The sequence below is a fragment of the Variovorax sp. 22077 genome, from assembly GCF_052044195.1.
Lineage (GTDB): Bacteria > Pseudomonadota > Gammaproteobacteria > Burkholderiales > Burkholderiaceae_C > Variovorax > Variovorax atrisoli.
Genome location: NZ_JBQEQC010000035.1, coordinates 1 through 18,857 on the forward strand (window position 1 = coordinate 1; position 18,857 = coordinate 18,857).

Annotated in this window: 12 protein-coding genes; all 12 read left to right on the forward strand. The window is 70.0% G+C overall.

Features of this window, described 5'->3' with window-relative positions:
* Positions 1-103 precede the first annotated feature (103 nt).
* The 12 genes from ACTJLF_RS32165 (at position 104) to ACTJLF_RS32220 (ending at position 18,844) form a co-directional block, all read left to right on the forward strand.
* Positions 104-2,056, forward strand: coding sequence for a protein kinase domain-containing protein (locus ACTJLF_RS32165; RefSeq protein WP_440884686.1), 1,953 nt, complete (start codon positions 104-106; stop codon positions 2,054-2,056).
* A 54-nt stretch (positions 2,057-2,110) separates the two neighbouring features.
* Positions 2,111-3,757, forward strand: coding sequence for a murein transglycosylase A (gene mltA / locus ACTJLF_RS32170; protein ID WP_440884687.1), 1,647 nt, complete (start codon positions 2,111-2,113; stop codon positions 3,755-3,757).
* 166 nt (positions 3,758-3,923) lie between these two features.
* Positions 3,924-4,673: a hypothetical protein gene (locus ACTJLF_RS32175; RefSeq protein ID WP_440884688.1), complete on the forward strand. Its 750-nt coding sequence runs from the start codon at positions 3,924-3,926 to the stop codon at positions 4,671-4,673.
* A gap of 27 nt (positions 4,674-4,700) precedes the next feature.
* Complete coding sequence (locus ACTJLF_RS32180) at positions 4,701-5,912, forward strand: hypothetical protein (protein ID WP_440884689.1); 1,212 nt, start codon at positions 4,701-4,703, stop codon at positions 5,910-5,912.
* A gap of 149 nt (positions 5,913-6,061) precedes the next feature.
* The gene (locus ACTJLF_RS32185; protein ID WP_440884690.1) at positions 6,062-8,080 is read left to right on the forward strand and encodes a caspase family protein; all 2,019 of its coding nucleotides are present in this window, start codon (positions 6,062-6,064) and stop codon (positions 8,078-8,080) included.
* A gap of 47 nt (positions 8,081-8,127) precedes the next feature.
* A complete protein-coding gene (locus ACTJLF_RS32190; RefSeq protein WP_019655689.1) occupies positions 8,128-8,685 on the forward strand; it encodes a type VI secretion system tube protein Hcp in 558 nt (185 codons plus the stop codon).
* A gap of 88 nt (positions 8,686-8,773) precedes the next feature.
* Positions 8,774-9,613, forward strand: a complete 840-nt coding sequence (locus ACTJLF_RS32195; RefSeq protein WP_126183931.1) for a type VI secretion system accessory protein TagJ — start codon at positions 8,774-8,776, stop codon at positions 9,611-9,613.
* Positions 9,606-10,118, forward strand: coding sequence for a type VI secretion system baseplate subunit TssE (tssE, locus tag ACTJLF_RS32200; RefSeq protein ID WP_019655691.1), 513 nt, complete (start codon positions 9,606-9,608; stop codon positions 10,116-10,118). Before ACTJLF_RS32195 ends, tssE begins: the two co-directional genes overlap by 8 nt.
* A gap of 111 nt (positions 10,119-10,229) precedes the next feature.
* On the forward strand, positions 10,230-12,122 hold the full coding sequence (gene tssF, locus ACTJLF_RS32205; protein ID WP_440884691.1) for a type VI secretion system baseplate subunit TssF: 1,893 nt from the start codon (positions 10,230-10,232) through the stop codon (positions 12,120-12,122).
* A complete protein-coding gene (tssG, locus tag ACTJLF_RS32210) occupies positions 12,119-13,252 on the forward strand; it encodes a type VI secretion system baseplate subunit TssG (RefSeq protein WP_440884692.1) in 1,134 nt (377 codons plus the stop codon). Before tssF ends, tssG begins: the two co-directional genes overlap by 4 nt.
* Positions 13,249-15,978, forward strand: a complete 2,730-nt coding sequence (tssH, locus tag ACTJLF_RS32215) for a type VI secretion system ATPase TssH (protein WP_126183929.1) — start codon at positions 13,249-13,251, stop codon at positions 15,976-15,978. The genes tssG and tssH overlap by 4 nt, the downstream gene beginning before the upstream one ends.
* 22 nt (positions 15,979-16,000) lie before the next feature.
* Entirely contained in the window at positions 16,001-18,844 is a 2,844-nt protein-coding gene (locus ACTJLF_RS32220) for a type VI secretion system Vgr family protein (RefSeq protein ID WP_132802589.1), read from the forward strand.
* The last annotated feature ends 13 nt before the right edge of the window (positions 18,845-18,857 follow it).

Below are 18,857 nucleotides of genomic sequence, written 5' to 3' on the forward strand. Positions count from 1 at the left end.
TTGGCGAAGCAAAAGAAAGTGAGTCGGCCGCCGGGCCGAGACCCGGCCCCGGGAAGCAAACACGACAAGCCACCCAACAAGCAACCAAAGAAGGAGCCAGTCAATGACCGACTCCAACGAAGACGACCGCACCCGCGTAGTCCCCAAATCAACCCCGCCGTCGCAACCAACGACAACAGGCGACACCTCGGCCACAGTAATCACGGCAGGCGCCCCCACGAGCAGGCCAGGCTCGACCCCGGTAACGAGCCCAGCCACCGGCGCAACGGAGGCAGGCCTCCTCCCCGTAGGCAGCCGCCTGGCCGAATTCGAGATCACAAGAGTCATCGGCCAGGGTGGCTTCGGCGTCGTCTACGAAGCCTGGGACCACACCCTGGAGCGCGTCGTAGCGATCAAGGAATACCTTCCGACTTCGTTGTCGGCAAGGCAGAGCGACGGCACCGTAGTTCCGCTGTCGGAAAGACACCGCGAAACCTTCGACCTCGGCATGCGCAGCTTCATCAACGAAGCCCGCCTGCTGGCCCAGTTCGACCACCCGTCGCTGCTGAAGGTCTACCGCTTCTGGCAGGAAAAGGGCACGACCTACATGGTCATGCCCTTCTACCGCGGCGAGACGCTGCGCGAGGCGCTCGTGTCGATTCCCGCGGGCGTCGACGAGGCCTGGCTGATCCGCATCATGGACGGCGTGACGCAGGCGCTCGCGGTGATGCACAACGCCAACTGCTACCACCGAGACATCGCGCCCGACAACATCATCCTGCTCGAAGGCTCGGGCCGGCCGGTGGTGCTGGACTTCGGCGCGGCGCGGCGCGTGATCACCGACAAGACGCAGGCGATCACGGTGATCCTGAAGCCGGGCTACGCGCCGATCGAGCAGTACGCCGAGATGCCCGACATGTCGCAGGGCGCATGGACCGACGTGTACGCGCTCGCGGCGGTGATGCACGTGGCGGTGTGCGGCCGTGCGCCGCCGCCTTCGGTGGCGCGCCTGCTGTCCGACAGCTACGTGCCGCTCGCGGGCAACGAGATCCTGCGCAAGCGCTACAGCCCGCGGCTGCTGGAGGCGATCGATGCGGGGCTGGGCGTGCGGCCCGAGCAGCGGCCGCAGTCGATGGCGGATCTGCGCGCAGCGCTCGACCTGGAAGTGGGGCACAGCATCGCGCCGGTGCCGCGCACGCAGCCGCCGTCGTCCTCGTCGGGCGGACGTACGTCGATGGGCTCGAATGCGGATGCGGCCACGGTCATCGCCGGCAAGCCGGGCGGCGGGGCGAAGGCGCCCGCCGCTGCGCCCGCGCCGGCGGGCAACAAGGGCGGCAAGGGCAACACCGGCAGCGGCGGCGGCAAGACGGCCATCGCCCTGGCCGGCGTCGCCCTGCTTGCCGTGGCGGCCGGCGGCGGATGGTGGTGGTTCCAGGGGCGCGGCGGCGCGGACGACAAGCCGGTGGTCACCAGCACGCCGGCACCGCCTCCCGACACCAAGGTCGCGGAGGCGCCATCGCCGCCGCCGCCTCCACCACCTCCTGCGCCCGCGCCACCTCCCGCGCCGCGCACGCCGGCCGAGTCGCTGCAGTCGCTCGCGACCGGCGCCACGCCGGGCTTCGACGTGACGGCCACGCCGAAGAAGGCCGAGGTCGCGATCGGCAAGGACCGGCTCGCCTTCGAGGTCCGCAGCAAGCGCGAGGGCTTCGTCTACGTGTTTCTTCTCTCGAGCGGCGGCGAGATGTTCCTGCTGTTCCCGAACCTGCTGGACAAGTACAACAAGATCACCGCGGGCGGCACGCTGTCGCTGCCGCGCGCCTCTTGGCCGATGGACGCGGGCGGGCCGGCAGGCACCGACCAGTTCGCGGTGCTGGTGAGCGAGCACGAGCGCGACTTCAGCGCCGCCGGCGTGCAGAACGACGGCGTGTTCCCCGTGTTCCCGCTGCCCGTTCTCGCCGCCCTGGAGGCCACGCGCGGCACCGGTCCGTCGCCGCTGCTGGGCAAGCCGGTGTGTGCGCCCAACACCCCATGCAACGACGTCTACGGCGTCGGCAATTTCAAAATCGTCGAGAAGTAATCGTCTGCAGAGCGTCGGCCTTCGTGCCGTGACTCTCAGGACAAGGAGGCTTTCATGATGACCGCATCGCAACCGCAGAAGCAGCAGCAACGACAACAACGAGAACAACAACAGCCATCCCGGCGGCACGGCGACCGCTTCGCCCGCGCGCTCCGCTGGAGCGTCGCGGCCGCCATCGCATCGCTGGCCGGTTGCGCCGCGCCTCCGCCAGCCGCCACCGACACCGCTGCCGCCCCCACGCCCGCGAGCACCGACTCCGCAGCGTCGCGCCCGCCTCCCGGCGCGAGCCTGGCCGGCCAGGCCCGCACCTTCTCGACGCAGCTCGCCACCTACACCTCGGTGAGCTTCGACTCGGTGCCGGGATGGTCGCGCGACGACTTCTCGGAGAGCTGGCCCGCCTTCCTCGGCAGCTGCAAGGTGCTGAACGGCCGCGGCGCCGAATGGAGGTCGGTGTGCGACCGCGCGCAGAAGGTCGACGGCAAGAACAACAACGCGATCCGGGGCTTCTTCGAGAGCGAGTTCTCGGCCTACCAGATCCGCGACGACGACCGCCGTCCCGACGGCGTGGTCACCGGCTACTTCGAGCCCGAGATCGCGGGCGCTCGCCAGTACGGCGCACCCTTCATCTACCCGGTGTACGGCCAGCCCGAGGACATGCTCTTCGCCGACGCGCGCAAGCTGCCGCCGGGCAACGGCACCGTGGCGGCCCGCGTCGAAGGCCGCAACGTGGTGGTGCAGACCGGCCTGAGCACGCGCGACATGGGCGCGCCGGGCCTCTATGCGCTGGACCTCTCGGCCATCTCGCGCGACACGCTCGACCGCAAGGTGCGCCTGCGCATCGAGGGCAAGCAGCTGCTGCCGTACTACACGCGCGAGGAGATCGAGACCAAGGGCGCGCCCAACGCCAAGGTGCTGGCCTTCGTGAGCAGCGCCACCGCGCTGTACGAGATGCAGATCCAGGGTTCGGGCCGCATCCGCATGGCCAACGGCGACATCGTGCGCGTGGCCTATGCCGAGCAGAACGGCCAGCCCTTCCGCCCGACGCTCGCGCAGGCCGCCAACGGCAAGCCGCGCAGCCCGGTGAAGGTGCGCGGCTCGTCCATCGAACTGCAGCTCGACGACGGCGACGACGACAGCGACATCGGCGGGGTGGCCGACGGCACCATCCGCACGCGCGGCTTCACGCTCGCGCGGCCGGTGGCCAGCGGGCCGGTGGTGGTGCCGGGGCGGCGTCCGGCGGCCGGCGCGGTGAGCGGCTCGGGCATCAAGGACCCGAGCTACGTGTTCTTCAAGGAATCGCCTTCGCCCGTGGGCGGACCGGTGGGGGCCTTCGGCGTGCCGCTGTCGGCGGGGCGTTCCATCGCCGTCGATCCGCGCAGCACGCCGCTGGGCTATCCGGTGTTCGTCTCCACGCGCACGCCCGGCAGCGGTGCGCCGATGCAGCGCCTGACCATCGCGCAGGACACCGGCGGCGCCATCCGCGGCGCGGTGCGCGCCGACTACTTCTTCGGCAACGGCCAGCAGGCCGCGACCAACGCGCGTCGCATGAAGGAGCGCGGCCAGCTTTGGATATTGCTGCCGCGCGGCCTCGCGGTGGCGCAGGCCGCCGTGTCCTCGACCATCCGCACGCGCGGCGGACCGGTGGGCGCGAACCTGCCGCAGTGCCTGGTGCCATCCGAAGGCAGCTGCGTCGACGACTGAAGGATCGAAGGATGCAAGCCCCCTGGCCAATGGTCATCCCGCTGGCCGGCGAAGCCAGGCCCGTTCGGGGAACACCGCGGAACCGGCTCTGCCGGGCCGCCGGTGTTGCCCCCTGCAAGGGGGTTGGCGAAGCGACACGAAGTGCGCGCAGCCTGGGGGTGAGCCCATGATCGAGACGCTGTCGTCCGCGGAGAGCAGCGAGCTCGTTCGCCTGTGGCGGCGGCGCCAGACGCTGTCGCCCGGCGAGATGGGCGACATGTACCGCATCGTCGGCGGGGCGCTGGCGGCCTGCAACCCGCCCGAGCTGCAGGCGCTGGGCGAGGGCCGGCAGGAGCTGGTGGCGCAGTTCATCTACGTGAAGGTGCTGCGGCTCGATGCCGACCCCGACGAGGCCGACGAGCGCGCGGGCCACAGCGCGCCGTCCACCGCCTTCGCGCTGTGCGCCTACTTCCGCCGCTACCTCATCGACTGCACGCGCGCGAGCGCCTTCCGCCGCAAGCTCTCCATCGGCGACCAGATCACCGAGGCGCAGCTGGAGGACGAGATCGGCCCCGACGAAGACCTCGAAGGCTGCCTCGCCGAGCACGGCCTGAGCATGCAGGCCGTGCAGCAGGCCGCGCGCGAGTTCATCGCCGGGCTGCCCGAGCCCGAGCGGCTGCTGCTGTGCGAGGGCTTCGGCAAGGAGGCCGAAGGCGGGCTCTCGGGCATCGCCTCGCGGCATGCCATCGCCTCCTACCACTACCGCGCGGGCCGACTGGGCCTCGTGCACAAGCGCGAGGGGCTCACGGCGGACTACGCCAAGACCCGGCTCGGCGGCTGGCTGCAGCAGACGCTGGGCATCGCCATCGAGCCCGACAACATGGCGGCGATCCTGCAGGTTTTCAAAATCCTCGGTGCTGAAGCGTCTTACGCCTGAAGACATAGCCATTCAGGAACAGACGCCATGACCCACGACCTCTGGCCCCCGCTCAGCGTGATACGCCACGCGCTGGAAACGACCGGCGCGGCCGCGATGCCGGACGCCGGGCTCGAAGGCACGCCCGCCACGGCCACCGTGGCCATGCCCGGATCGCCGCCGGGAACGACTGCCGCGCCCGCCGCCGCAGCAGCAGCAGCGTCCGACCTGCTCCTGCCCCTCACCGAACTGGCCCGGCGCCGCGAGGCGGTCGCCCAGCGCGCCTTCCCGGCCCGCTGGGCGCCGGGCCGCCTCGTCAGCGTGATCTACCGCGGCCGGCTTCTCGGCGTGCTGCTGGACCGGTGCATCCACGACGACCTCTGGCAGGGCTGGATGGCCGCCGGCGAGGCCGACTGGGCCGGTGCCTTCGACGTGCTGCTGGAGCCCGAGGACGAGCCCTTCGAGCCGATGTTCGGCGTGATCCAGACATGGAACGTGATCACGCTCGAACCCAGTCCGCAGCTGTGTGCGCGCGTGCTGGGCGAGATATCGGCCCCTCGGCTCGCGGCCATCCGCGCGGTGCACGACGAATGGGCCGCGCGCGCGGCGCCGGCCATCGCGCCGGAGCCCGGGCGCATCGCGCTGCGCGGCGTGGGCGGCGGCGTCTTCTCGGTGCTGTCGGGCACGCCGCTCGGACCGGAAGACCCGCGCACCGACTACCAGGACCTGTACCGCGACGTCGGGCTGGAGCTAGGCACCGCGCTGACGCGGCCCCAGGCCGGCGAGGCTTCGCCTTCCGCTTCGGCCACTTCCTCTTCGCCTTCACCGCCGCGTGCGCGGCCGCAGCCCGGTCCCGAGGGCGGCTGGTGGGGCAGCATCCGCCGCTGGTTCGGCGCCGAAGGCTGGGCTCGCCCGGCTTTTGCCGTGCTGGCGCTGGTCGTGGTGATCCAGAACGTCGGCCTCATCGGCGGGAGAGATGCGCCCGAGGACGACGAAGTGCGCTTCCGCGCCGTGCCCACAGCGCCCGCGGCCGCGCCGGCGCGCGCCGACCTCGTCGTGCGCTGGAAGCCCGGCGTGCGCATGGACGAGGCCGACCGGCTGCTGCAGTCCATCTCGGCCGATGTGGTGGGCGGGCTGGGCGGCGAAGGTGCATGGCGCCTGCGCGTGCCGGAGCCTGTCGAGGCCCTGGCCGTGCTCGCGGCCTCGCCGCTGGTCGAATCGGCAGGGCCGCTCGGGCCTGCCGGGGAGCAGCGGCCATGACTCGCGGCGCCCGCCCGTCTTCCTACCTCCCGCTCTGGGGGAGGGCAGGGGTGGGGACACGCGGCGTACGCATCGGCCGCCCTGCGTGTCGCCAGCCCGACCGTCCCCCGGAGTGGAAAGAAGCAAGACAGCAGCGCAGGCTTCCTTCGATGGCGGAAGGCACGAGGCAACTGCGCTTGCTGCAGGCGCTGCTCATCCTGTGGCTGTGCGCTTGCGGCAGCCTCGCCTTCGCCACGCAGCGCGCGCTGCTCGTCGGCGTCTCGGAGCTGGTCAACCAGCCGCAGGCGCTGTGGCTGCAGGCGCCGCGCAACGACGTAATGCTGATGCGCGATGCGCTGCTGAAGCAGGGCTTCGGCTCTTCCGACATCGCCGTGCTCGCCGACGGCGTGAGCGGCGCGGCGCTGCCCGAGTCGCAGGCCATCCACGAGGCGCTGGCGAAGCTGCTCGCGCAGTCGAGGAGCGGCGACTTCGTGCTGCTGTATTTCTCCGGCCACGGCACGCGGCTGCGTGACATCGTCAAGCGCTACCAGGAGCCCGACGGGCTGTCGGAGAACTTCCTCGCGCGCGACGTGCGCGGCACGCTGGGCAGCGACAACGCACTCGCGGGCGACCTGCGCGACGTCGACTTCGACGCGTGGATCCAGTCCTTCCTCGCGAAGAACGTGTTCGTGGCCTCGGTGTTCGACACCTGCTCCGCCAACTCGATGACGCGCGGCACCGCCGATGCGCCGCCCACCGCCGAAGGTCCGCCCGACGACGAAGTGCGCTGGCGCGGATTGCGTGCGACGCAACTCGTCGGCGGCGCGCCACCTGCCCGGCAGCTTTCACCGCCCTTGCCGGCCGAGGCCGTGCCGCGCGCACGCTACGTCGCCTTCTTCGCATCCGAGAGCCACCAGATCACGCCGGAGCTGCGCCTGCCGCGCAAGGCGCGCAACGCCAGGCCGCAGGGACTGCTGACCTGGGCGATGGTCGAGGCCCTCTCCCGAAGACCCGCCACGTGGCGTGAGCTCTTCGACGGCGTGCTCGCGCTGTATCCGCCGGTCATCGACGAGCTGTCGCAGCGCTTCCCCACGCGCGAGCTTCCATCGCCGGTGGCCGAAGGCAACCTCGACGCGCCGCTGTTCGCCAACAGCGGCGCTCCCGCATCCACGCGGCCGGTGTGGCGCGCGCAGCGCAGCGGCGACAGCCTGGCCATCAAGGCCGGCCTGCTCGACGGCCTGGCGCAGCAGCAGGAGCTGCGCGTGCTCGCGACGCTCGACGACGGCACCGTGCGCGGGGCGACCGCCGCCGTGGCGCAGATCAAGCTCGGCGGCGCATGGCTCGGCGTGCCCGCCGCGTTGAAGGACGTGCCGGGCAGCGCCTTCTGGAGCGCCACGCCGATGAGCGAGCCGGCTGCCACCGCGCTGCGCGTGCGTGCCGACAAGCCGCTGCCCGCCGGCCTCAGCCTCGACTACCCGGCCGCGATCCGTGCGGTCGACGACGCGGCCACCGCCGACGTGCGCTGGACCGACCTCGGCCCCTCGGGCCAGCGCCTCGAACTGCTCGCGCCGCTCTTCGGTGCGAGCGTCTCCGCCGTGGTGCTGCCCGACACCGCCGCACTGCGCCGCCGCCTGCAGGCGCTGGCGCAGCTCAAGTGGCTCTCGCAACTGCAGGGCTACGGCAAGGACGGCCAGCTCGACGGCTTCGATGCCGCGCTGGAGGTCTGGAGCGGCGAGCGCCTGCTGCGCAGCGTGCCGGTTGCGCAAACGGCCAACGCGCTGCCCGCCGCGCGCGCCGGCGAGCGCGTGCGCCTGAACGTGCGCAACACCAGCGGCCGCTCGCTCGACCTCGTCATCGCCGGTATCGATGCGCGCGGCAACCTGCAGTCGGTGTACCCCGACGAGTCCGGCGAAACCAACCGCTTCAAGCGCGGCACGCCCGAGCAGCCCTCGGTGAAGCGCTTCGACCTGCCCTGGCTCGATGCGGCGGGCGACGCGCGCCTGCTGGTCATGGCCGTGCCCGCCACGCCCTACAGCGCGCCGCGCCTCTTCGGCGTGGGCCAGGCGCAGGCCGACGTGTCGGAAGTGCGTGTGCGCGGCGGGCAGCCGCCGGCCGAGAGCGCCGAGCGCCAGGTGTTCGCGGCCCTGCTGCGCAGGAGCGGCACGGCGGACGCGGGGGCCAAGCCATGAGGTCTTCATTTCATCTTTTTTGTTCCATCGATTTCCGGAGGTGAGAAATGGCATTCCTAGACGACGGCTCCTGGAGCCCTGAAGACGCCCGCCAGTTCTATGAACTGATCGGCACCGGCTCGTCCGAGACCGACCTGGTCATGCTGATCGAGAACAAGGGCGCGCCCGTCGAAGGCGAGCTGGAGCGCAGCTTCGACGACGGCAAGGCGCGCCTGAGCATCGGCGGCTACTACTGGTCGGTGCAGGTGCCGGAGTCTTCCAGCCAGAACCAGGTGGTGCCCAACAACCTGATCGTCGCGCGCCGCAGCGACGCGGCCACCGCCACCATCGCCAGCCTGCTGCGCGCGCAGGAGAAAGACCTGAAGGTGATGATCAGCGCCTTCAAGTCCGGCGGCGACGAACGCTCGCCCGATGCGCAGTCGACCTTCGAGATGGTGCTGGAGAACGCGCGCATCTGCCGGCTGGTGCTGAGCTCGGGCGGCCACTGGGGCGTGCCCTCGGAGCTGATCTCCATCAGCTACCGCACGGTGAAGGTGCGCTCGGCCCCGCAGAAGACCACCGGCCTGCGCGGCGCGGTGCGCGAATGCCAGTTCACGCGCGCATGAGCCGCCCGTTTCCCCGCCCCTTCCTCCGCACGCTTGTCCGCACGCAAGTCCGCACGTTCATCAGCCCAGCCCCAAGGAGCCGCACACCATGACCACCGCCGCCGAATTCCTCAAGGCCGCCGACCCTGCAGCCGCCCTCAAGGCACTGAGCGACGACGTGCGCGCCAAGCCCTCGGACAGCAAGCATCGCGTGTTCATGGCGCAGCTGCTGTGCGTGCTGGGGCAGTGGGAGCGCGCGCTCAACCAGCTCACGGTGGCGGCCGAGCTCGACGCGCTGGCCGTGCCCATGAAGCAGGTCTACGGCGAGGCCGTGCGCTGCGAGGGCCTGCGCGCCGAGGTGTTCGCCGGCACGCGCACGCCGATGATCTTCGGCCAGCCCGACGAATGGCTGGCGCTGCTCATCGAGTCGCTGCTGCGCCAGGGCCGCGGCGAGAGCGAGCTGGCCGAAGACCTGCGGCAGCGCGCCTTCGACGGCGCGCCCGCCATCGGCGGCACCATCGACGGCAAGCCCTTCGAGTGGCTGGCCGATGCAGACATGCGCCTGGGCCCGGTGCTCGAGGCCTTCGTCAACGGCAAGTACTACTGGATCCCGTACGCGCGCCTCGCGCACATCAAGATCGAGCCGCCCGAGGACCTGCGCGACTGCGTGTGGATGCCCGCGCACCTGCAGTTCGAGAACGGCGGCGAGACGCTCGCGCTCGTTCCCACGCGCTACGAAGGCACCGAGAAGCAGGAAGACGGCGAACTGCGCCTCGCACGCAAGACCGAGTGGCGCGAGCTGCGCCCCGAGGTCTGGGCCGGCTATGGCCAGCGCGTGCTCAGCAGCAGCGACGGCAACGAGTACGCGCTGATGGACGTGCGCGAGATCCTGTTCACGCCCGCCGAAGCCGAGGCCCAGGTCCCTGCCGAAGGTGCCGTCGATGGCTGAGCTCACCGCGCAGGAGCGGCTGCAGCCTTCGCTGCTCGACCGCCTCGTCGACAACGCGCCCGACGAGAAGCGCGAGAGCGACGACAAGCGCACGCTGACCAAGCAGGCGCTGCGCCAGGCCGTGCTGCGCGACCTGGGCTGGCTCTTCAACGCCACCGGCTACGGCCTCTCGATGGATGACAGGCAGTACCCGAATGCGGCGCGCTCGGTCATCAACTACGGATTGCCTATGCTGTCTGGCCAGTTCACCTCGTCGGTGCAGCGTGTCAGCATGGAACAGGCTTTGAAGAACGCAATCCTGCAGTTCGAGCCGCGCATCCTGTCCCGAACACTCGAAGTCGAACTCATCATGGAGGGCCCGGCACTTGACTCGCACAACAGCATCGGCCTGCAGATCCGCGGCATGCTGTGGGCGCAGCCCGTGCCGCTGGAGTTCCTGATGCGAAGCCGCGTAGACCTGGAAGAAGGTCGAATCGAGATAGTGGACATGGCGCAGAAGTTATGAGCCCCCCGGCTTTTCACTGCGCTGCGCTTCGTGTAATTCGCCACCCCCTGAGGGGGAGGCGCGGCCCGCCTTGGGGCGGCCCGGCGGCGGCCGCCTTCCCGGAGTGAAGTGATGGACCCCAGACTGCTGAGTCTGTACGAACAGGAACTGCGCTACTTCCGCGAAAGCTCATCGGAGTTCGCGCGCGCATTTCCGAAGATCGCGCATCGGCTCGGCATCGAAGGCCAGGAGGTGGCCGATCCCTACGTGGAGCGGCTGATCGAGGCCACTGCGTTCCTTTCTGCTCGCGTGGGCCTGAAGCTGGATGCCGAATACCCTCGCTTCACCGGCCACCTGCTGGACATCGTCTATCCGCACTTCCTTGCGCCGACGCCGGCGATGGTGGTGGTCTCGTTCGCGCCAGACCCCGACGACGCCAACCTCGCCACCGGCCCGAGCCTGCCGCGCGGCAGCGGCCTGCGCGCGCGGCAGGCGGTGGGGCAGAACACGCACTGCGAGTTCCGCACCGCCAGCGCCCTGCGCATCTGGCCCGTCGAGGTGCAGCGCGCGCAGTACTTCACCTACGCGCCCGACCTGCCGCTGAACACGCATCCGCAGTCGCGCGCGATCCGCGGCGGCCTGCGCATCGTGCTGCGCGCCACCGCCGGACTGGACTTCAGCCAGATCGCGCTCGACGACCTCGTGCTGCACTTCGGCGGCGCGGAAGACGTGGCCTGGCAGCTGCACGAATGCGCGCTGGGCCAGCCCATTGGCGTGCTGGTGCGGCCGCTGGGGCCGGGCGGCGCGCTGCAGGGCACGCCGCGCAGCCTGCCGCCGAGCGCCATCGGCGCGGTCGGCTTTGAGGACGACGAGGCGCTGCTGCCAGTCACCGCCACCGGCTTCTCGGGCTTCAGGCTGCTGCAGGAGTACTTCGCGTTCCCGCAGCGCTTCCAGTTCGTGCGCATCGGCGGGCTCAAGACGCTGCTGGCGCAGATGCCGGTGGGCGAGGTCGAGATCGTGCTGCTCTTCTCGCGCGGCGACGCGGCCCTCGAGAAGCTCGTGAGCGCGGACAACGTGCTGCTGCACTGCGTGCCCGCGGTGAACCTCTTCAGCAAGCGGCTCGACCGCGTGCCGCTGAACGAGGGCGTGAGCCAGTTCCACCTGGTGCCCGACCGCACGCGGCCGCAGGACTTCGAGGTGCACACCGTCACCGAGGTCATCGGCCACGGCACGCCGGGCGCCGATGCGGCGGCGGCCGAGCAGCCGTTCCGGCCCTTCTACTCGGCCTTCCACGGCAGCCGCCTGAGTCATCCGGCCTACTTCACGGTCACGCGCGAGCCGCGCATGCTGTCGGTGCGCCAGCGCACCGAGGGGCACCGCAGCAGCCACATCGGCTCCGAGGTCTACATGCAGATCGTCGATCCGCAGCAGGCGCCGTATGCGGCCACGCTGCGGCAGCTGGCGGTGACCGCGCTGTGCACCAACCGCGACCTGCCGCTGCTGATGCCGCTGGGCCGCGAGAACGACTTCGACTGCGTCGATTCCTTCCCCGTGCAGCGCGTGCGCATGGTGCGCGGGCCGTCGCGGCCGGTGTCGCCGGTGGTGAGCCAGGGGCTGGGCTGGCGCGTGGTCGACCACCTCGCGCTCAACTACCTGTCGCTGTCCGACAGCACGCCGGAGCAGGGCGCTGCCGCGCTGCGCGAGACGCTGATGCTCTACGCGGTGCACGCCGACGAGATGCGCCAGGGCCAGGTGCGCGGGCTGCTGTCGGTGAAGTGCAAGCCGGTGGCGCGCCGCCTGCCGATGAAGGGGCCGATCGCCTTCGGCCGCGGGCTGGAGGTGACGCTCGAAGTCGACAAGGACGCCTTCCACGGCCACAGCAGCTTCCTCTTCGGTGCCGTGCTGGCGCGTTTTCTCTCGCGCCACGTGGAGGTGAACCATTTCGTCGAGACCGTGCTGCGCATCGCGGGCAAGGGCGAGACCATGCGCTGGAGGCCGCTGTGCGGGACGCGGCAGATCCTGTGACCGCTGCCGCGGCCGCAGCCGGTGCGCCCGGCACGGCCCGCGCGCCCGAGCAGGGCGGTGGCACCGTGCAGTCCCGCGTCGATGCGGCGTTGCGCGGCTGGTCGGCCGAGCCCTGGGCCTTCGACTACTTCGCGGTGATGCGCCGGCTCGAATCGGTCGCAAGGACCACGCCGCGCTGGGGCCGCGCGCTGCTGCCCGGCGCCGAGCCGGTGCGCGTGGGGCAGGAACCGTCGCTCTCTTTCGCGCCGGCGAGCTTCAGCCGCTTCGAGCCCGCGACCGCGCATTCGCCGCCGCGCCTGCGCCAGCAGTTCTTCGGCTTCATCGGCCCCAATGGGCCGCTGCCGGTGCACCTGAGCGACTTCATCCGCGAGCGCAGCCTGAACCATGGCGACCCGACGTGGCTGGCCTTTCTCGACAGCTTCTCGCACCGCTTCTCGCTGCACTTCTACCGCGCGTGGGCCCAGTCGCGGCCCGCGGTGGCGCTGGACAGGCCGGGCGAGGACCGCTTCCGCCTGCAGATCGGCGCGCTGGTGGGCATCGGTGCACCGGGGCGCGTGGGGCGCGACGAGATCCACGACGACGCGCGGCTGCACTTCTCGGGCTGGCTCGCTCGCCGCGTGCACAACGTGGAGAGCGTGGAGTCGGTGCTGTGCAGCTACTTCGGCGTGCCGGTGAAGCTGGAGCGCTGGGTCGGCCACTGGATGAGCCTGCCCGCAGGCGAGCTCACGCGGCTGGGGCAGGGCGAGAGCTCGCGCGCCATGGGCATGGGCGCCATGCTCGGCACCCGCGCATGGGACCGCCAGCACCGCGTGCGCCTGCATCTCGGTCCGCTCACGATCGAGCAGTACCGCATGTTCCTGCCCATCGGCGATGCGCGCCCCGTGCTGCAGCGCTGGATGCAGCAGCTGCTCGGCGACGAGCTCGAGTGGGATGCCGAGCTCGTGCTCGAGAAGGCGCAGGTGCCCGCCACCCGACTGGGCGCGGCCAAGGGCAGCGCGCCGCGCCTGGGCTGGGTGTCGTGGCTCGGCGAGCGCAGGCGCTCGCGCGATGCCGCCGACGTGCGCATCGCCAGCCAGTCTTTCAACAAGCCCACCTTCATTCGTCCAGAAGAGATACGGAGTCCCTCATGAGTGAAATCAGCCGCACCGCCCTTTTCGGCAAGCTCAACTCGCTGGCCTACAAGGCCATCGAAGGCGCCACCGTGTTCTGCAAGATGCGGGGCAATCCTTACGTGGAGCTGGAGCACTGGTTCGCGCAGCTGCTGCAGGCGCAGGACTCCGACCTGCACCGCGTGATCCAGCACTACGGCCTCGACGTGTCGGTCATCGCCAAGGACATGACGGCCGCGCTCGACCGCCTGCCGCGCGGCGCCACCGCCATCAGCGACTTCTCTCCGCACATCGAGAACGCCATCGAGCGCGCATGGACCTACGCCACCCTGCAGTTCGGCGAGGCGCAGGTGCGCACCGGCTACCTGCTGGTGGGCATGCTGAAGACGCAGAGCCTGCGCAACCCGCTGTTCGGCCTGTCGAAGCAGTTCGAGAAGATCAAGGTCGAGGACCTGTCCGACAACTTCGCGAAGATCTGCGACGCCTCGCCCGAGGCGCAAATGCGCGCGCAGGACGGCACCGGCATGGGCAGCGGCGCGCCCGGCGAGGAGTCCGGCGCGATGGCGCCGGCCGCCATGGGCAAGGGCGATGCGCTGAAGAAGTTCGCGGTCGACCTCACCGAGAAGGCGAAGAAGGGCGAGATGGACCCGGTCACCGGCCGCGACGAGGAGATCCGCCAGATCGTCGACATCCTCATGCGCCGCCGCCAGAACAACCCGCTGCTGACCGGCGAGGCCGGCGTCGGCAAGACGGCCGTGGTCGAGGGCTTCGCGCAGCGCCTGGCGCGCGGCGACGTGCCGCCGCAGCTGAAGGACGTGAAGCTGCTCACCCTCGACATCGGCCTGCTGCAGGCCGGCGCGAGCATGAAGGGCGAATTCGAGCAGCGCCTGCGCCAGGTGATCGACGAGGTGCAGAGCTCGCCCACGCCCATCATCCTTTTCATCGACGAGATCCACACGCTGGTGGGCGCGGGCGGCGCGGCCGGCACCGGCGATGCGGCCAACCTGCTCAAGCCTGCCTTGGCGCGCGGCAACCTGCGCACCATCGGCGCCACCACCTGGGCCGAGTACAAGAAGTACATCGAGAAGGACCCGGCGCTCACCCGCCGCTTCCAGGTGGTGCAGGTGCCCGAGCCCGACGAGACCAAGGCCATCCTGATGTTGCGCGGCGTGGCCAGCGTGCTCGAGAAGCACCACCGCGTGCAGCTGCTCGACGAGGCGATCGAGGCGGCCGTGAAGCTGAGCCATCGCTACATTCCCGCGCGCCAGTTGCCCGACAAGGCCGTGAGCCTGCTCGACACCGCCTGCGCGCGTGTGGCCGTGTCGCAGCACGCCACGCCGCCCGAGGTGGAGGACTGCATGCGCCGCATCGAGGGGCTGACGGTGGAGCAGGAGATCATCGGCCGCGAGGAAGCCATCGGCATCGACGTGACCAAACGCGCCGCGCAGGTGGCCGCGCTGCTGGCCGAATCGAAGGTGCAGCTCGATGCGCTGAACGCGCGCTGGCAGGAAGAGAAGGGGCTGGTCGACCGGCTGCTGGAGCTGCGCAGCAAGCTGCGCGCGGGGAACAAGCCGGTGGACTCGCCGCAGGCCGAGGGCGGGGCGAAGGCCGACGTGCCCCCGCCCCAATCCTCCCCCAGCGGCGGAGGGGGCGAAGACCGTGCCGCGCTGCTGGCGGAGCTGCACGAGCTGCAGGCGAAGATCCACGCGGTGCAGGGCGAATCGCCGCTCATCCTGCCTTCGGTCGACGAGCAGGCCGTGGCCTCGGTGGTCGCCGACTGGACCGGCATTCCCGTGGGCCGCATGGTGAAGAACGAGGTGGAGGCGGTGCTCAAGCTCGCCGACACGCTCAACCAGCGGGTGATCGGCCAGAAGCACGGACTGGAGATGATCGCGCGGCGCATCCAGACCTCGCGCGCGCGGCTGGACAACCCGCAGAAGCCCATCGGCGTGTTCATGCTCTGCGGCACCTCCGGCGTGGGCAAGACCGAGACCGCGCTCGCGCTGGCAGAGGCGCTGTACGGCGGCGAGCAGAACATCATCACCATCAACATGAGCGAGTTCCAGGAGGCGCACACCGTCTCCACGCTCAAGGGCGCGCCGCCGGGCTACGTGGGCTACGGCGAGGGCGGCATCCTGACCGAGGCTGTGCGCCGCCGCCCGTACAGCGTCGTGCTGCTCGACGAGGTGGAGAAGGCCCACCCCGACGTGCACGAAATCTTCTTCCAGGTCTTCGACAAGGGCTGGATGGAAGACGGCGAGGGCCGGATGATCGACTTCAAGAACACCATCATCCTGCTGACCACCAACGCCGGCAGCGAGCTGGTGATGAGCATGTGCCGCGACCCCGAGCTGCTGCCCGACCCGAATGCGCTGGCCGATGCGCTGAAGGCGCCGCTGATGAAGGTGTTCCCGCCCGCGCTGCTGGGCCGCATCGTCACCATTCCCTACTACCCGCTGTCGCCGGACATGATGAAGAAGATCGTGCGGCTGCAGCTGGGCCGCATCAAGAAGCGCGTGGAAACCAACCACGGCGTGCCCTTCGAATACAGCGACGCGGTGGTCGACCAGGTGGTCGCGCGCTGCCAGGACCCGGAGTCGGGCGGGCGCGTGATCGACGCGATCCTGACCAACACAGTGCTGCCGACGATCTCGGTCGAGTACCTGCAGCGGCTGGCCTCGGGCGGCGAGATCCGCCGCGTGGCGCTGGATGTGAAGGACGCGGACTTCACCTACGCCTTCGATTGAGATCCCTCCCCAAGAGAAAAAGATGGCCGACAACGAGTTCCGCATCGAGAGCGATTCACCCGCCAAGGACGACCTGATGTTCTGGCGCATCGTGGGGCACGAGGCGCTGGCGCGCCCGTCGGCCTATGAGCTCACGGTACTCTCGACGAACAAGGCCATCGACGCCAAGGACATCCTCGGGCATGCCTTCGACGTGGTGATCGGGTTCAAGGATGCCGACGGCGGCAGCCACGAACGCCACTGCCAGGGCCATGCGGTGCGCTTCGTGCGGTCGGGCCACATGGGGCGGCACTATGAGTACCGCATCACGCTGCGCTCCTGGTTCTGGCTGCTCACCAAGCGCAGGAACTCCCGCATCCTGCAGGAGAAGAAGGTGCTGGAAGTGCTCGACGCGGTGTTCGAGGACAGCCCCATCAAGCGCTTCAAGAAGACCAAGGCCGACAACGTGGTCGGCACCCACAACCCGCGCCGCTACTGCGTGCAGCACCAGGAAAGCGACTACGGCTTTCTCTCGCGCCTCCTGGAGGACGAGGGCATCTACTACTGGTTCGACGCCCACGACGCGCCCGGCACCATGCATCTCTCGGACGCCAGCGACATGGCGCACGAGAAGCTGCCGGCCGCCGACACGCTGCGCCACATGGCCCTCAACGCCGCCGAGCCGCGCTTCAACGAGATCTCGCGCTGGGTGAGCGGGCGGCAGTTCGATACCGGCAAGCATTCGTCGCGGGACAGCGACTTCAAGGCGATCAAGAAGAAGCTGGGCTCGGACATCGACGCCTCGGCGCCGCACGAGCTGGCAGGCCTGGAAATCTTCGAGTTCCCCGGCGGCTATTTCACCGGCGACGATGCCGAGAACCGCGCCAAGCTGCGCGGCGACGAGCTCAATGCGCGCCGCGACCGCCACTGGGCGATCACCACCTGGCCCGACGTCACCGCGGGCCGCGGCTTCACGTTCGAGGGCGATCCCGACGGCACGCGCAACGGCGACTACATCATCGCGGCATGCACCTTCGTCGCCAGCCACAGGGGCTACGAAGGCGTCAGCGCGGCAACGGTGGCGCAGCCGGTGCGCAGTGCGCTGGCCGAGGCGCTGCGCGACGACGCCGTCAACGCCGACACGCTGCAGGTGCTGGAGGAACTGATCGCCGCCACGCCGGCGCTGCATGCCGCGCAGACCGGCAGCAGCGCCTTCCTGCTCACGGTGATTCCCGCGGACCGGATGTTTCGCACGCCGCGCCTCACGCCGCGCGTGACCATGCCCGGCCCGCAGACCGCCATCGTGGTCGGCCCCAAGGGCGACGAGCTGCACGTGGACGACCACGGACGCGTGAAGGTGCACTTCCTGTGGGACCGCTACGACGAGAGCAACGAGAAGTCGACCTGCTGGGTGCGCGTGTCGCAGCCCTGGGCGGGCAAGGGCTGGGGCGGCTACTTCGCGCCGCGCATCGGGCAGGAGGTGATCGTCGACTTCCTCAACGGCGACCCCGACAGGCCGGTCATCGTGGGGCGGGTCTACAACGACGACCAGCCGATCCCGTACAAGTCGCCCACGCAGAGCGGCTTCAGGACGCGTTCCACGCCCGGCGGCGGCGTGAACAACTACAACGAGATCATGTTCGAGGACAAGAAGGGCAGCGAGGCCCTGAACATCCACGCCGAGAAGAACATGGGCACCGTGGTCGAGAACGACCAGAGCCTGACGGTGCAGAACGACCGCACCGTCACCGTCGAGGGCAAGGAAAGCTACACGGTCCTCAAGACCCAGATGAACCACGTGGTCAAGGCGCAGACCAACAAGTTCGACGACAACACCTTCACCACCACCCTGGGCAACCAGACCATCGGCACCAAGGGCACGCAGAGCACGGTGGTCAACGGCGCTGTGTCGGTGCACACCAACGCCACGTATGCGCTGACGAGCGTTGGCGCGTATTCGCAGACCTCGCAGTCGATCACGATCAACTCGGTGGGGGCGGTCAACCTGACATCGGGCGCGAGTGTCGCGATGGCCTCCGTCGGTGCGATGAAGATGACCACCAACGCCGACCGCACCGACGCATCGGCCGGAAGCCACAGCATCTTCTCCAACGCGATCAAGGCGGTGTCGAACTCGGACCTGAACCTGATCGCCGTGGGCAACATCAACGCCACCTCGGCCGGCTCCAACACCACCGTGCTGGGCGCCAACTCCAGCGGCTACATCGGCGTGAACAGCGAAGCCAACATGGGGATGGCGCGCTCCACCTTCATGGGCCTTTCCATCGACACCATGATGGGCCTGAGCATGGCTTCCTGCCTGGCCCTGCAGATGGAGACGGCGGCGGCCCTCAAGCTCGGCTTCGCGGGCGTGGACCTGAGCATCTCCCCGGTGGACGTGGAGCAGCGCCAGGCCAAGGTCATCATGCCGGGCGGTGGTGCCGGCGGCGGCGCGGGCGGAGCATTCGCCATGGGCGCTTCCATCGGAGCCGCGATCGGCGCGGTGGCGTACTCGGCCGTGTCCTCGGTGGTCGACGTCAATGCGACCTACGAGCAGTACGAGAATGCATCGAAGGCGCTGAACGAGGCCGCCGAACAGGCGCAGGCCCTCGGGCTCAGCAGCCTGTCGGCGCGGCTGGCGGCGGCCAAGTCCATCACCGACGCGCGGCGCGACCGGGCCTGGTACAACCCGGACAACATGCGGCTGCATTCCGATCCGGCCGATCGCGCAGCGGCTTTCACGACCGACGGCAATCCGCAGAGTGCGCCGGTCAATGCGGTGTCGGGGCCCGCGGCACCGCCCGGCAGCACCGTGCCGGCGCCGCCGATGCCGGTTTCGACCCCCGCCGCGGCCGGCAGCCAGCCGCTGCCCTCGGCGCCCGAATAGCAGGGGCACGCGC

Coding starts and splice junctions, on each gene's coding strand:
- ACTJLF_RS32165 (WP_440884686.1), top strand. CDS start 104: ATGACCGACTCCAACGAAGACGACCGCACCCGCGTAGTCCCCAAATCA.
- mltA (WP_440884687.1), top strand. CDS start 2,111: ATGATGACCGCATCGCAACCGCAGAAGCAGCAGCAACGACAACAACGA.
- ACTJLF_RS32175 (WP_440884688.1), top strand. CDS start 3,924: ATGATCGAGACGCTGTCGTCCGCGGAGAGCAGCGAGCTCGTTCGCCTG.
- ACTJLF_RS32180 (WP_440884689.1), top strand. CDS start 4,701: ATGACCCACGACCTCTGGCCCCCGCTCAGCGTGATACGCCACGCGCTG.
- ACTJLF_RS32185 (WP_440884690.1), top strand. CDS start 6,062: ATGGCGGAAGGCACGAGGCAACTGCGCTTGCTGCAGGCGCTGCTCATC.
- ACTJLF_RS32190 (WP_019655689.1), top strand. CDS start 8,128: ATGGCATTCCTAGACGACGGCTCCTGGAGCCCTGAAGACGCCCGCCAG.
- ACTJLF_RS32195 (WP_126183931.1), top strand. CDS start 8,774: ATGACCACCGCCGCCGAATTCCTCAAGGCCGCCGACCCTGCAGCCGCC.
- tssE (WP_019655691.1), top strand. CDS start 9,606: ATGGCTGAGCTCACCGCGCAGGAGCGGCTGCAGCCTTCGCTGCTCGAC.
- tssF (WP_440884691.1), top strand. CDS start 10,230: ATGGACCCCAGACTGCTGAGTCTGTACGAACAGGAACTGCGCTACTTC.
- tssH (WP_126183929.1), top strand. CDS start 13,249: ATGAGTGAAATCAGCCGCACCGCCCTTTTCGGCAAGCTCAACTCGCTG.
- ACTJLF_RS32220 (WP_132802589.1), top strand. CDS start 16,001: ATGGCCGACAACGAGTTCCGCATCGAGAGCGATTCACCCGCCAAGGAC.